The sequence below is a fragment of the Streptomyces sp. NPDC086766 genome (genome assembly GCF_044746005.1).
GTDB lineage: Bacteria > Actinomycetota > Actinomycetes > Streptomycetales > Streptomycetaceae > Streptomyces.
The window spans coordinates 175020-189617 of sequence record NZ_JBIVBI010000006.1 but is presented as its reverse complement, the minus strand read 5'-3'; the positions used below and the strand labels follow the sequence as shown (position 1 = coordinate 189617).

The 14598-nt window shown below is 75.6% G+C and carries 9 protein-coding genes; 8 read left to right on the top strand and 1 reads right to left on the bottom strand.

The window, feature by feature from the left end; translation table 11 throughout:
• The first annotated feature begins 73 nt into the window (after positions 1 to 73).
• The 5 genes from cbiE (at position 74) to ACIPM1_RS13800 (ending at position 10320) form a co-directional block, all read left to right on the top strand.
• On the top strand, positions 74 to 1282 hold the full coding sequence (cbiE, locus tag ACIPM1_RS13820) for a precorrin-6y C5,15-methyltransferase (decarboxylating) subunit CbiE (protein WP_402433361.1): 1209 nt from the start codon (positions 74 to 76) through the stop codon (positions 1280 to 1282).
• A 347-nt stretch (positions 1283 to 1629) separates the two neighbouring features.
• The gene (gene cobT / locus ACIPM1_RS13815) at positions 1630 to 6105 is read left to right on the top strand and encodes a nicotinate-nucleotide--dimethylbenzimidazole phosphoribosyltransferase (RefSeq protein WP_402433358.1); all 4476 of its coding nucleotides are present in this window, start codon (positions 1630 to 1632) and stop codon (positions 6103 to 6105) included.
• A gap of 145 nt (positions 6106 to 6250) precedes the next feature.
• Positions 6251 to 7483 (top strand): uroporphyrinogen-III C-methyltransferase, encoded by a 1233-nt coding sequence (gene cobA / locus ACIPM1_RS13810; protein WP_402433355.1) that lies wholly within the window; start codon positions 6251 to 6253, stop codon positions 7481 to 7483.
• 65 nt (positions 7484 to 7548) lie between these two features.
• Positions 7549 to 8448 (top strand): TrmH family RNA methyltransferase, encoded by a 900-nt coding sequence (locus ACIPM1_RS13805; protein WP_402433352.1) that lies wholly within the window; start codon positions 7549 to 7551, stop codon positions 8446 to 8448.
• Between the two features lie 141 nt (positions 8449 to 8589).
• The gene (locus ACIPM1_RS13800; RefSeq protein WP_402433349.1) at positions 8590 to 10320 is read left to right on the top strand and encodes a RecQ family ATP-dependent DNA helicase; all 1731 of its coding nucleotides are present in this window, start codon (positions 8590 to 8592) and stop codon (positions 10318 to 10320) included.
• A gap of 222 nt (positions 10321 to 10542) precedes the next feature.
• Here the strand turns inward: ACIPM1_RS13800 and ACIPM1_RS13795 are convergent, their stop codons facing one another.
• Positions 10543 to 12018, bottom strand: a complete 1476-nt coding sequence (locus ACIPM1_RS13795) for a protein kinase (protein ID WP_402433346.1) — start codon at positions 12016 to 12018, stop codon at positions 10543 to 10545.
• A gap of 603 nt (positions 12019 to 12621) precedes the next feature.
• On the opposite strand from ACIPM1_RS13795, the gene ACIPM1_RS13790 reads away from it, so the two are divergent.
• The 3 genes from ACIPM1_RS13790 to ACIPM1_RS13780 all read left to right on the top strand — a co-directional run bounded on the left by ACIPM1_RS13790 (position 12622) and on the right by ACIPM1_RS13780 (position 14531).
• Positions 12622 to 12828 (top strand): hypothetical protein, encoded by a 207-nt coding sequence (locus ACIPM1_RS13790; protein ID WP_402433343.1) that lies wholly within the window; start codon positions 12622 to 12624, stop codon positions 12826 to 12828.
• A gap of 200 nt (positions 12829 to 13028) precedes the next feature.
• A complete protein-coding gene (locus ACIPM1_RS13785; protein ID WP_402433340.1) occupies positions 13029 to 14159 on the top strand; it encodes a phosphotransferase in 1131 nt (376 codons plus the stop codon).
• An 81-nt stretch (positions 14160 to 14240) separates the two neighbouring features.
• Positions 14241 to 14531, top strand: a complete 291-nt coding sequence (locus ACIPM1_RS13780; RefSeq protein WP_402433337.1) for a zf-TFIIB domain-containing protein — start codon at positions 14241 to 14243, stop codon at positions 14529 to 14531.
• The last annotated feature ends 67 nt before the right edge of the window (positions 14532 to 14598 follow it).

Below are 14598 nucleotides of genomic sequence, written 5' to 3'. Positions count from 1 at the left end.
ACGGGGTACGCTCACGGGGCCCGTACGGGCGGCCCCTGACGACCTGCGCAAACCCCCTGGGAGACTGACGACGATGGCCGACCGGGTCACGGTGATCGGCTGGGACGGCTCGCCGCTGACCGAGGCGGCACGCGGCGCGCTCGGCGCCGCCACCCTCGTGGCCGGCGCCGCCCACCACCTGGCACTGCCCGAGGTGCCCGGCACCGCCGAGCGCATCCGCCTCGGCAGCCTCGACCTCGCCGCCCGCCGCATCGCCGCCCACCGCGGCACCGCCGTGGTGCTCGCGGACGGCGACCCCGGCTTCTTCGGCGTCGTACGGAGCCTGCGCGCCCCGGAGTTCGGCCTCGAGGTCGAGGTCGTCCCCGCCGTCTCCTCGGTGGCCGCCGCCTTCGCCCGCGCCGGGATGCCCTGGGACGACGCCCAAGTGGTCGTCGCACACAAGCGCACCCTGCGACGCGCGGTGAACGTGTGCCGCGCCCACAGCAAGGTCGCCGTCCTGACCGCCCCCGGCGCCGGCCCCGCCGAACTGGGCCTGCTCCTCGACGGGGTCCACCGCACCTTCGTCATCTGCGAGGAACTCGGCACCGAACGGGAGCGGGTCACCGTCGTCACCTCCGACAAGGCCGCCGACCACGTCTGGCGGGACCCGAACGTCGTCATCGCCATCGGCGGCCCGGCCGCCGGCGGCGACGGCGGCTGGATCGCCGGGCGCGACCCCGCCGCCGGACCGCGCGGCTGGACCCAGCCCGCCGAGGTCTACGGCGGCGTGTTCGGCGAGGGAGAAACGGATCTGCTCCGGGCCGCCCAACTGGCCCGCCTCGGACCGCGCGTCGGGGACCTCGTCTGGGACATCGGCTGCGGCGGTGGCGCGTTCGCCACCGAGGCCGCGCGCGGCGGCGCGGCGGTCATCGCCGTCGACCGCGACCCGGAGTCCTGCGCCCGCACCGAGTCGGCCGCCCGCCGCTTCGGCGTCCACCTCCAAGTGGTGCACGGGACCGCCCCGCACATTCTGGAGATCCTGCCCGAACCCGACGTCGTCCGGATCGGCGGCGGCGGCGCGGCCGTCGTCTCCGCGGTCGCCGACCGGCGCCCGCAGCGCATCGTCACGCACGCCGCGACCCGGGACGAGGCCGAACTCGTCGGCCGCGACCTCACGGAGCACGGGTACGACGTCGAGTGCGCCCTCCTGCAGTCCGTCGAACTCGACACGCGGGCCTGGACGGAGAAGGAACGGAGCGTTGCCTTCCTGCTCAGCGGGGTGCTTCCCGACCGCGCCCCGTGATCGGCTTGTCGTACCGCGCGGGGTAGGCTGGCCGATCGTTGTACCGCATGGGGTGGTCCGGAAATTCGTTCGCCAATGTCCGGAAACCCCGCCCGTTTTGAGGTGAGTGTGGTACGGCAGAACCGGAGGACGCGCAACGTGGCGCAGTCCACAGCGGACCGTCACGGATCAAGCTGTCGTGGCGGCGGCACGCCCGCGACAATGCCTCTCAATGGCTTTGTCGTCTTTTACGGGCGGGTCGTTCGTGCCGCTGGGCACGCACGCTCGTTCTTCACTGTGGGGCGGTCGGTGCGCCGTTCCCGGTGAGCTGGTCGCAGAAGCACTCAACCGATGGGCGAGGGGTACGCATGACCGACACCGGCCAGGTCCCGGCCGAGGGACTGCCGGAGAGCGCAGGCATGGTGGAGCAGCCGGGCGTCCCCACGCACGGTGCGTCGTACGCCTACCTCTCCGAGACCCCGGCCGAGGACGAAGACCTGCTGCTGCCCGGCTCGCACGGCGCGTGGGGCAACGAGGTGCCGCCGCCCGCCCCGGAGCCGGTGTTCGAGGCCGTCCACGAGCCGGGTCCGCACGAGCTGTCCGGCCGTGACAGCGGCTCCCTCGACCTCGGCGGCGTCCTGCACCCGAACCCGGCGTACACGCCGCCCGCCGCGCAGGCCCCGCGCCGTCCGCTGCACCTCGGCCCGCCGATCCCGGACGCCTCCGCCAGCCCGGTCCGGTCCCTGGCCGACCGTGGCCCGGCGGGCGCGCCGGTCCGGCCCGGCCCGGCGCCGGTCGGCCCGGAGTACCCCGATGCCCAGCAGCCGCGCGAGACCGCCCCGCAGGGCGTCGCGCCCCGGAGCGCGCACGTCCCCACCGCGGGGGTCGCCCCGGCACCGGTCGGCGCGCAGGTCCCGGCTGCGGAAACGGTTATTCCGGAGGGGGACGCGCCAGCGGGCGGAGCGGCCCAGGCCACCCTGGCCCGCCTCGCGACCCAGACGTTCGCCACCGGCCCCGCCCCGGTGGCCACGGCCCCCACCGCTTACGACCCCGAGAACGGCGCGCCGGTGACACCGGCGGCGGACGGTGGTGCGCGCACGATGCGGGGCGGCGACGGTGCGTACCCGGTCTCCGGCGCGGACGGCGTGCAGGCGGTGCCGGGGACCGACGTCGCCACGTCGGCGATGCCCGGCGTGGACGGTGCGCCCACGATGCCCGGTGTGGCCGGGGGAGCGGCGGTTCCCGGAGCGGTCGGCGACGCGCAGACGGAGCCCGGGGTGGGCGGCGATGCGCAGGCCGTGCCGGTCGCGGACGGTGGTGCTCAGGTGCTTCCGGACGCCGACGCCGCTGAGCCGGTGACGCCCGGTGCGGACGCCGCCGCGACGGTGCCGGGTGCGGACGGTGCGGACGGTGCTCAGGTCGGCGGCTCCGGTCAGGGGTTCGAGGGGGGTCCCGCTCCGGCGGACGCCCCCGCCTCCCCGTCGGGCCGGGAGCCGGAAGCCGGCCACACCGTGCCCGGCGCCGACGCCGACGTGACGCCGGGCGGCGCGCACGCCGGGCACGCCGTACCGGCCCCGGACACGGTCGCCCCGGGCGCGGAGACCGGGCAGGCCCCCGCGGAGGCCCGGACTCCGGACGGGTCCGTACCCGAGGGAATGTCGGAGACCGGCGCGGCACCGGTCGCCGCGAACGCCGACGTCGACGGCGCGGACGCGGCGGAGACCCCGGCCGCCGCCGAGGAGGGCCCGTTCTCGGACGCGCTCCCGGCCGACTCCGGTCAGACGCCGGACGCGTCCATGGCCGCTGCCCCCGCCGAGCAGGTCCTGGTCCCGGACCCGACCGCCGCCGGACCGGAGCAGCCCCTGGACCCGGGCGCCGCCGAGGGCGGCCGGGCGCCTGAGGCCGTCCACGCCGCGCAGATCCCGCAGGACCACGAGGCCGCGTCCGCCGCCGAGGTGGGCCAGGACGCCGCCGGGGGCGCTCAGGACACCCAGGACCCGCAGGCAGCCGGGGCCGCAGCCGACTCCGGCGCCGCGCAGACCCCCGACCAGACCCCGGACGCGCCCGCTGACACGACCGTGCCGGCAGCCGCGGACGCCGACCCGGCGCGGACGCCCGCCGAGGGAACCGCGATTCCCGCCGAAGGCGACCCCGCGCCTCTCGACCCGGAGGCCCTCCGGCAGTCGGCCGAGGCGGGACCCGGCACCCACGAGCCGCAGCCCGCGCAGGCCCTGCCGGCGGAGCGACCGCAGGGCGTGGAAGCGGTCACCGCCGTTCCCGGTGCCCACCCCGCGGACGCCGCCTCAGCGGGGGAGGACCCGGCCGCGCTGCCGGACCAGGACCCCCACCTCCCGCACTTCTCGCAGCAGTCCGCCCTGGAGGCCGCGATCGCCCGTGACGCCGCCAAGGCGGCCGACCACACGCCGTCCTCCGAGACCGCGCAGGCGGCCGGGCTGCCGCAGTCCGCACCGCCCGCCGAGGCGGGCGAGGGCATGGCCGCCGATTCGGCCGTCCCCGGCGCGCAGGACCAGGACGCCCTCACCGACGCCCAGCAGGCCGTAGCCGCGGCCCCCGTGGATCCGGGCCTCCAGGCCGCGCCACCGGCCCGGTCGGCCGAGCCGGACACCACCGAGCCCGGAATCGCCGAGCCCGGCGCCGCCGGACCGGCCGGCCCCACGGTCGCGGCCGAAGACGGCGTCCCCGCGGCGGCCCCCGCCGCCCAGTCGCCGGAAGAGCCGGCCCACGCCGAGGACCCCGGCCGGAGCGGGCCCCTCCCGGCCGGCGTGCCGCTCCAGGCGCAGCCGGGCGAGCCGCTGGGCCGGTTCGTGCCGGTGGAGGGCTCGGTGCCCACCACCCCGCACCTGGCCCCGGCGCCGCCGCACCCGCTCGCCGCCCCGGCCGAGCAGCCCGCCGGGCAGGCGGCGGAGCCTCCCGCGGGCCCCGCGGAACCCGTCGTCACCCTCCCCGCTCCCCGCGGGGCCGACACCCTCCCCGCCGCGCCCGGCGGGGAACCCCAGATCGAGGTCGTGCAGCACGCGGACGACCTGGACACACAGGTCGCCGACCAGGAAGAGAGCACGGCCGCAGTGGCAGAGGAACGACAGTCGACCGGTCCCGCCGCGCCCGGCTACGACGACGCCGAGCGCGAGGCCGTGCTCAAGGTGATGCGCGAGCGCCGCGACATCCGCAACGGCTTCCGCGACGACCCCATCCCGCACGAGGTGCTGCTCCGCGTCCTGGAGGCGGCCCACACGGCGCCCTCCGTGGGCCACTCGCAGCCCTGGGACTTCGTCGTCATCCGCTCCGCCGACACCCGGCGCGCCATGCACGAACTGGCCATGCGCCAGCGTGAGGCGTACGCGAAGTCGCTGCCGAAGGGCCGCGCGAAGCAGTTCAAGGAACTGAAGATCGAGGCCATCCTCGACACCCCGGTGAACATCGTCGTCACCGCCGACCCGACCCGCGGCGGCCGGCACACCCTCGGCCGCCACACCCAGCCGCAGATGGCGCCGTACTCCGCCGCCCTCGCGGTCGAGAACCTCTGGCTCGCCGCGCGCGCCGAGGGCCTCGGCGTCGGCTGGGTCAGCTTCTTCGACGAGCGCGAGATGGTCCGCGCCCTCGGCCTGCCCGAGCACCTGGAGGTCATCGCCTACCTGTGCGTCGGATACGTCGACGAGTTCCCGGACGAGCCCGAGCTGATGCAGGCCGGCTGGTCCAAGCGCCGCCCGCTGTCGTGGGTCGTGCACGAGGAGACGTACGGCCGTCGCGCGCTGCCCGGCGAGGACCCGCACGACCTGCTCGCCGAGACCGTCGCTCAGATCCGCCCGCTGGACGCCAAGGCGCTCGGCGAGGCGTGGGAGCGGCAGAAGCGGATGACCAAGCCCGCGGGCGCGCTCGGCATGCTGGAGATCATCTCCGCGCAGCTGTGCGGCCTGTCCCGCCAGTGCCCGCCGCCGATCCCGGAGCCCGCGGCCGTCGCGATCTTCGCCGGCGACCACGGCGTGCACGCCCAGGGCGTCACCCCCTGGCCGCAGGAGGTCACCGCGCAGATGGTGGCCAACTTCCTCGGCGGGGGAGCGGTCTGCAACGCGTTCGCCGGCCAGGTGGGCGCCGAGGTCTGCGTCGTCGACGTGGGCGTCGCCACCGACCTTCCGGCCACCCCGGGCCTGCTGCCCCGCAAGGTCCGCGCGGGCACCTCCGACATGACCGCCGGCCCCGCGATGACCCGCGAGGAGGCCAAGAGGGCCATCGAGGTCGGCATCGAGACCGCCCGCGACCTGGTCGCCGCGGGCAACAAGGCGCTGCTCACCGGCGAGATGGGCATCGCGAACACCACGGCGTCCGCGGCCCTGATCTCGGTCTTCACCGGCGCGGACCCCGCCGAGGTCACGGGCCGGGGCACCGGTATCAACGACGAGACGCTCGCCCGCAAGACCGAGGTCGTCCGCCGGGCGCTCGAACTGCACCAGCCGGATCCGGCGGACCCCCTCGGCGTCCTCGCCGCGCTCGGCGGATTCGAGCACGCGGCCATGGTGGGGCTGCTGCTCGGCGGCGCCTCCCTGCGCACCCCGGTGATCCTGGACGGTGTCAGTGCCGGCGCCGCCGCGCTGGTCGCCCGCGCCATCGCGCCCGAGGTCCTGGCGGCCTGCATCGCGGGTCACCGCAGCGCCGAGCCGGGCCATGTCGCCGCCCTCAACAAGCTGGGCCTGCGCCCGCTGGTCGACCTCGACCTCCGGCTGGGCGAGGGCACGGGGGCGCTGCTGGCACTGCCGCTGGTGCAGAGCACCGCGCGGGCCATGCACGAGGTCGCGACGTTCGACTCGGCCGGCGTCACCGAGAAGTGAGCCGGCGGCCGCGCCCGGCGGGCACGCGCTCCCGCGTGCCCCCGGCGCGGCCGTACGCTGAAACCGCCTCTAAAATCCGCATGTCAGGGCTGCTCCAGCGCCGTAGCGCCCATGCGTACCGCCCGGACGAGGAGCCGCACCGCACATGGCCGAACACCCCGCCTACCCCGTAGGTCTCCGTCTGACCGGCCGCCGCGTGGTCGTCGTCGGCGGCGGCCAGGTCGCCCAGCGCCGCCTCCCCGCACTCGTCGCCGCGGGCGCGGACGTCGTGCTCGTCTCCCCGGCGGCGACCCCCTCCGTCGAGGCGATGGCGGACGCGGGCGAGATCACCTGGACGCGGCGCCGCTACGAGGACGGCGACCTCGCGGACGCCTGGTACGCCCTGGTCGCCAGCGACGACGGCGAGGCCAACGCCCGTGCCTCCGCCGAGGCGGAGCGCCGGCGCGTCTGGTGCGTCCGCGCCGACGACGCCGACGCGGCGACCGCCTGGACCCCGGCCACCGGGCACAGCGAGGGCGTCACGGTGGCCGTGCTCACCACCGAGGCCAAGGGGCGCGACCCCCGCCACACCGCGGCCGTCCGCGACGCGGTCGTCGAGGGCCTGCGCGACGGCACCCTGGTCGCCCCGCACTTCCGCACCCGCACCCCGGGCGTCGCCCTGGTCGGCGGCGGACCCGGCGACCCGGACCTGATCACCGTGCGCGGCCGCCGCCTGCTCGCCGAGGCCGACGTCGTCATCGCCGACCGCCTCGGCCCGCGCGACCTGCTCGCCGAGCTCCCGCCGCACGTCGAGGTGATCGACGCGGCGAAGATCCCCTACGGCCGCTACATGGCCCAGGAGGCCATCAACGCCGCCCTGATCGAGCACGCCCGGCAGGGCAAGTCGGTGGTACGCCTCAAGGGCGGCGACCCCTACGTCTTCGGGCGGGGCATGGAGGAACTGCAGGCGCTGGCCGAGGCCGGCATCCCGTGCACGGTGGTCCCCGGCATCTCCAGCTCCATCTCGGTCCCCGGCGCGGCGGGCATCCCCGTCACCCACCGCGGGGTCGCCCACGAGTTCACGGTGGTCAGCGGCCATGTGGCCCCGGACGACGAGCGTTCGCTGGTCGACTGGCCGAGCCTGGCCAGGCTCACCGGCACGCTGGTGATCCTCATGGGCGTCGACAAGATAGGCCGGATCGCCGAGACGCTCGTCGCGCACGGCAGGTCCCCCGAGACCCCGGTCGCCCTGGTCCAGGAGGGCACGACCGCCGCCCAGCGCCGGGTCGACGCCACCCTCGCCACGGTCGCCGAGACCGTGCGCGCCGAGGACGTGAGGCCGCCGGCCGTCATCGTCGTCGGAGAGGTCGTCGCGGTCGGTGCCCGGACCACCGCGTGACTTCGGGTAACGCCACCCGCACCGAGCCGTTTGGCACCGCACCCACGACAAGGCAGTATCACTCCGTGGCCGATCTCATCACCCTCGACGACCCCGACGACCCGCGCCTGCGCGACTACACGGGCCTGACCGACGTCGAGCTGCGCCGCAGGCGCGAACCGGCCGAGGGCCTGTTCATCGCCGAGGGCGAGAAGGTCATCCGCCGGGCCAAGGACGCCGGCTACGAGATGCGCTCGATGCTGCTGTCGGCCAAGTGGGTCGACGTCATGCGGGACGTCATCGACGAGCTCCCGGCCCCGGTCTACGCGGTCAGTCCGGAGCTCGCCGAGCGGGTCACCGGCTACCACGTGCACCGCGGCGCGCTCGCCTCCATGCGGCGCAAGCCGCTGCCGACGGCGGGCGAACTGCTGCAGAGCGCGCGCCGCGCCGCGGTGGCGGAGCCGGCCGACGACCACACCGGCATCGGCGCGGTTCCGCCCTCGGGTCTGCGAGAGCGTGCCGGTCAACGTCGTATTGCGATCTTCGAGGACATCGTCGACCACGCCAACCTGGGTGCGGCCTTCCGCAATGCGGCGGCCCTCGGAGTGGACGCCGTATTCCTCACCCCGCGCTGTGCCGACCCCCTCTACAGGCGGGCCGTCAAGGTGTCCATGGGGGCTGTCTTCGCCGTCCCGTACGCCAGGTTCGAGTCATGGCCGCGTGACGCCGATGCCGTCCGGCAGCACGGCTTCGTGCTCGCTGCCCTCTGCCTCTCGGGGAGTTCCATCCCTCTCGACGAGCTCGCCGACCGCCGTTACGAGAAGCTGGCCCTGATGCTGGGCACGGAGGGGGAAGGGCTGTCGGCCGGCGCGCTACGGGCCGCCGACGAGCATGTGCGCATCCCGATGGACGCCGGTGTCGACTCCCTGAACGTGGCCGCCGCCTCCGCTGTCGCCTTCTACGCCACCCGGCCGACGTCCGACTGACCCCGGAGGACGGGGACGGGGTCATGAGTCCGACCGTCTCGACGGCCCACGCAACGACAACTCCGCGCCACAGGACCGTTTTTCGTCCCGTTGGGGGTACACGAGCGCCGAACCCCACCGGAGAGCGGCGTCAGGAGTGTCATGCGGGTCAAGGTCGGATGCTTCAAGACCAGGTCACTCAGCAGACGCCTGCACCGCTGCGCCCGTGAGGTGTTCGGCTGGGAGAGACTGCGCCCGTCCCAGGTCGCCGCCATGACGGCGGTGATGGAGGGACGCGACACCGTCGTGGTGATGCCGACGGGTGCGGGGAAGTCCGCCGTGTACCAGGTGCCGGGGGTGCTGCTGGAGGGGCCGACCGTCGTGGTCTCCCCCCTGATAGCGCTCCAGCGGGACCAGGTCGCCCACCTCGCCCGTATCGAGGGATCCGACGCCTCGGCCGTCAACTCCGCGCAGCGCGCACGGGACAACGAAGCCGTGTGGGAGCGCGTACGCGCAGGCAGTCTGGACTTTCTGTTCGTCTCGCCCGAGCAGCTCGCGAAGGACGAGGTGGTGGATCAGATCGCCGCGGCCGCTCCCGCGCTGATGGTGGTCGACGAGGCGCACTGCGTGTCCTCGTGGGGATACGACTTCCGGCCCGACTACCTGTCCCTGTGCCATGTGCGCGAACGCATCGGCCGGCCTCCGCTCCTCGCCCTCACCGCCAGCGCGGCGGCCCCCGTGCGGGCGGACATCGTGGAGCGGCTCGGCATGCACGAGGTGTACGAGGTGGTCGCGGGGTTCGACCGCCGCAACATCACGCTGGAGGTCGTACGGCACCGGGAGAACGCGGAGAAGCGCCGGTGGGTGGTGGAACGGGCCGCGGCCGAGGCCAAACCGGGCATCGTCTACGCGGGAACGCGGCGGGAGACCGAGGAGTACGCGCAGGAACTGTCGGCGCTCGGATTCGACAGCGCCGCCTACCATGCGGGGCTGACGGCGGCTGAGCGCTCCCGGACGCACGACCGCTTCCGGGACGGCGAACTCGACGTGGTCGTCGCCACCTCCGCGTTCGGGATGGGCATCGACAAGCCGAACATCCGCTTCGTGCTGCACGCATCGGTGCCGGGGTCCCTCGACACCTACTACCAGGAGATCGGCCGGGCGGGCCGCGACGGGGAACCGTCGCGGGCGATCCTCGCGTACCGGCCCGAGGACCTCGGCGTGCAGCGGTTCCGGGCGGGCGCCCACCCCGACCCGGAGGCGCTGGGCGGGCTGATCGACGCGGTGCGCGAGCACCGGGGACCGGTCACGGCGACCGCTCTGCGCGAGCGCACCGGGCTGTCCCAGACGTCGCTGACGTCGATGCTGCATCTGCTGGAGGAGGCCGGAGCCGTGACGACGCAGAAGCGCGGCGGCGTTCGGGCCGTTCCCGGGGCGCGGCGGGACGTGTGCGTCCGCGAGGCGATGCGGATTGCTTCCGCCCGTGTCGATCTGGAGCGTTCCCGCGTGGAGATGATGCGGGCCTACGCGGAGACGAACGGCTGTCGCCGACGCCACATGCTCGGGTACTTCGGTGAGAGTCTGGCAGAAGGCGACTGCGCGGGCTGCGACACGTGCACCCGCAGACAAGAGTTGAAGGAGGCCCCCGTCCGGACAGGAGACATCTTGTCCGGGACGGGCCCCGACCCGCTGGAACCCGCGGCGGCCGAGGGCGCCTTCCCGCCCGGGACGCGGGTGGGGCACAGCACGTGGGGCGAGGGCGAGGTGATGAGCGAAGAGGGGAACAGGATCACGGTTCTCTTCGAGAGCGTGGGCTATCGCACGCTGTCCCTCCCCGCCGTCCAGGCGCGAGGCCTGCTGACGCCGGTGCCGTCCGCCGCGACGAGGGGCTGACGCCGCCTCGACGTCCTCGGCACGCGTTCCGGCGCTCCCGCAGCGACCCCACGTCGACAGGCTCCACGCGGGCGCCGTGGCCGCCGTCGCCTTCCACGCGGGGGCGACCGGCCGCCTCCGCACCGGAGACCGGCGCGGTCGGCCCGGCGGCTACGGCGCGGGCCGGAACGCGCCGGACTCCCCAAACTCCTCGCGAGCGAGGGGAGGCAGCGTCGCTCCGGGCTACTCGCCGGCGGCGGGCGCCGACCGCGCGTCCGGTACCGGCCGGGCGTCCCACGCTCCCCGCCGTTCTGGCTCCTGCCGCTCCGGCTCCTGCCGTACCTGCTCCAGCCGCAACCGGTCCCCGCCGCCGTCGTCGCCGAGGCCGCGCGCCGGCCCCTGGCAGCCCTGCGCCAGCGCGATGCCGAGTGCGACCAGCAGCGTCACCACCACGAACACGAACAGCCGCTGGCGCAGCAGCCGCGGGTTGGCGGGCCGCCGCCCCGTCGACGTGTTCCGCGGCCCAGGCCGCCCGGTGCCGCCGCGCACGGGACGGCTGCCCGAGCGGGAGCCGCCCCGGGGCGGCGGCGTCGACCGCGTTCCGCCCGTACGGGAGGCCGTGGAACTCCCGCGTGCGGCGCCCCCGCGCCGCGACGCGCCGCCCGCGCGCGACGGGGTGCCGGCCCGGGAGGACGGGACGGAGCCGCGCGGAGCGGGAGTGCCGGAAGAGCCCTGCGGACGCCGCTGACCCCGCTGCTGCTCCGGGTGGCCGGTCCGCTGCCGGGCGGAAGGGCTGCCGCGCTGCTGGTCCGGATAGGTGTCGACGAGCCGCCCCGTCGGGCGGTCCGCCTCGGCGGAGCGCGGCGCGGGCGGCCGCAGGTCGTTCAGGTCCTGCGCCTCCCGGGCGGCGATCTCCTTCAGCCGCAGCGACAGTTGCAGCGTGCTCGGCCGTTCCTCGGGGTCTTTCGCCAGACAGGCCCGGACGAGCGGGGCCAGCGCGTCCGGCACGCCGTACAGGTGCGGCTCCTCGTGCACCACCCGGTAGAGCATGACCTCGGAGCTGCCGTGCCCGAAGGGGGAGTCGCCCGTCGACGCGTAGGCCAGGGTCGCCCCCAGGGAGAACACGTCGGTGGCCGGGGTGACGGCGGCGCCGCGCACCTGCTCCGGGGCGAGGAAGCCGGGGGAGCCGACCGCGGTGCCGACGTGGGTGAGCGTCGAGGCGCCGGTGGCCCAGGCGATGCCGAAGTCGATGATCCGCGGGCCCTTGGGGGACAGCAGGATGTTGGACGGCTTCAGGTCCCGGTGCACGACCCCGGCCTCGTGCACGGCCACCAGGCCCTCGGACAGGGCGGACCCGATGCGGGCCACCTCCGCCGCGCCGAGCGCGCCCTCGCCGGCGACCTTGTCGTGCAGCGAGGGGCCGGGCACGTACTGGGTGGCGAACCACGGCCGGTCCGCGTCCAGGTCCGCCGCGACGAGCCGCGCCGTGCACCCGCCCCGGATCCGCCGGGCCGCGGAGACCTCGCGGGCGAACCGCGACCGGAACTCCTGGTCCTCCGCCAGATCCGGCCGGATGACCTTGAGGGCGACGCGCTGGCCCTTGCGGTCGGAGCCCAGGTAGACCACGCCCATCCCGCCCGCGCCCAGCCGTCGGTGAAGCCTGAACGAGCCGACGACACGCGGGTCCTCGCGCCTCAGGCGCATCATCGCCATGTTCATCCCCGCTGCCCGGTCCCTGTGACGAGCCACAGCTTACGTTTCCGGGGGCGTCCGCGCGCAGAGGCCGCGCCCTCTCGACCCGATCGATTGTGACGGCCGGACGGTGCGGCTGAACTGCGGTCAGGAAGAGGGCGGGTGGCCGGTCCTGAGGAAGTGTCGGAACTCAACCGCCGCCCGCACACAGGTGGTTGATCATGCCGTCGGCCACGCCACGGCTCAGAGCCGGGGCGCCGCGGACCCGGTGCGCGGGGGCGCGGCCACGGCGGGCGGAAGGCCCCGCCGCGGGGAGTCCGAGGTACACCGGAATGCCGGGGAAGTGAGCGAAGTCACGCACGGCCGCGGCCGGACGGACCGGAGGAGCCGGCGCGCATCGGGCACCCCTTCGGGGAAGACCCGGAGATCCGGGGGCGCGTCTCCACCCAGGGGAGTAGTCCCGGGGTCCCGGCTCATCCTCCGGGAGGCCCGGCAATCGATACGAAGGCATGACGCCCGGCGCCCGCCGCGCGCCTAGATTTGAGGTCGAGCGGCGGGTGCAGCACTCGTCCCCCGAGGTCAGCACCCGCCGCCGCCGAAGGACAACCGAGCACGGTCGGGAGAGGGACCATGGCCCACACGGCACCGCGGGCACTGCTCCGCACGGAGGGACGCCGGGTGTACACCGCGTTCCGCACGCGCCGTCAGGGCCCTCGCCACCCCCTGGTGGCGACGCTGATGGCCCTTCCCCTGGCGGTCCTGCTCCTGCTCGTCTTCGACGGGTGGGAGACGGTGGCCACACAGGCGTCGTCCGTGGGCGGGATGCTGGGGCGCTGAGCGGCGACCCCAGGCCCGGAAGAGCGGTCCGGGCGGGGACATCCACCCATGAAACCCCGTGGGGACGGGGGTGCGACGGACGGCACAGATGCCGGCGCAGCTGAAGAGCTGCGCCGGCATTGCCTTTCCCCTGACCTCTCGCCCCTCCGCCGGGCCCGTCCCCGTACGATCGCCCCCAGTGCCGCACACCCGGGGGTCCCGTGACCGCAGACCTGCCGCCCGCCCTGACCGGACGCGCGAGGGACGCCGCCCACGCGCGCGCGGGCGACTGCGCCTGCGAGGCGGCCGGCACCCTGGCCGACCGCCCGGACGGCACCGTCGTCCGCCACGCGGACACCGTCGCCAAGGCCCACGCCCCGGACGCCGACCGCGCCGAACTGACCGCCCGCCTGGCCGTGGCGGCCCGGCTGCCCGGGATCCTGCTGCCCCCGCTGTGCCCGGCCCCCGCCGACCTGCACGGCCGTCTCGTCACCTTCTGGCCCTACGGCGCCCCCGTCGACCCCGACGCCCCGGACGCCGCCCCCTGGGAAGCCGCCGCCACCCTCCTGGCCCGCCTCCACCGCAGCCCCCTCGCCGCCCCGGCCACCGTGCCGCCGGCGCGCGGCCGGGGCGCGCCGGACGCCCGTCCCGTCGCCCCGCCCCCGAGGAACGCCGAGACTTCGGAGATCCGTTCCGTCCCCTCGCCCGTGACCCGGGAGGGTGAGCCTGACGCCCGCTCCGTCACCGTGCCCGCGACGCGCGCCGGGGTCCCGGGCGTCCGTCCCGCCGCCGGGCCGCCGCCCATGCGCGGCCCCCTCAAGGCCGCCCGCGCGCGGGACCGTCTCCTCGCCGTGGCGCCCGCGCATCCCGCCGCGGCTCCCGTGCTGCGGGCCTGGGACACCCTGCCCGCCTGGGCCCGCGGCGAGGCGCCGATGCCGGACTCCGCCGTCCTGTGCCACGGCGACCTGCACCTCGGTCAGCTCGTGCGCCACCCCGCGCCCGGCGGCCCCTGGCTGCTCATCGACGTCGACGACCTGGGCACCGGCGTACCGGCCTGGGACCTGGCCCGCCCGGCGGCCTGGTTCGCCTGCGGGCTGCTGCCGCCCGACGAGTGGACCCGCTTCCTGACCGCCTACCGGACGGCCGGCGGCCCGGCCGTGCCCGCGGACGGCGACCCCTGGCCCGCCCTCGACGTGCCCGCCCGTGCGCTCACCGTGCAGACCGCCGCCCTGGCCGTCGCCCGGGCGGCCGCGGCGGGCCGCCCGCTGGACGAGGTCGAGCGGGCCGTGGTGGACGCCTGCGACCGAATGAGGGGCATCCCGGCGGAGTTGACCCAGGCCGTGCCGAAGTAGGGTGCAACCGACCGCAGCCGGACAGAGTCTGTCCTGGCGACACCCCGAAGCAGGACCGACCGGCGAGGAGTTGAGCCGACCATGCAGTGTCCGAAGTGCCATGCGCCGATGCACACGTACAACCGCAACGGCGTTCAGATCGAGCAGTGCAGCGGCTGCCGCGGCATCTTTCTCGACTACGGTGAGCTCGAGTCGCTGACCCGCCTGGAGTCCCAGTGGACCCAGCCCGCGCCGCCGGCCCCGCCCGCCCCGCAGGCATACCCCTCCGCCCCGGCCTGGGGAGCCCCGCACGGCGGCCACCACGGCGGCGGTCACGGTCACTACGGCCACCACCGCCACAAGAGCTTCGGCCACATGCTGTTCTCCAGCTGACCCGGCGGATGCCGTCGTTCTCCGGCTGACCCCGCGGACAGCCCGCCGGCACCACGACGAAGCCCCC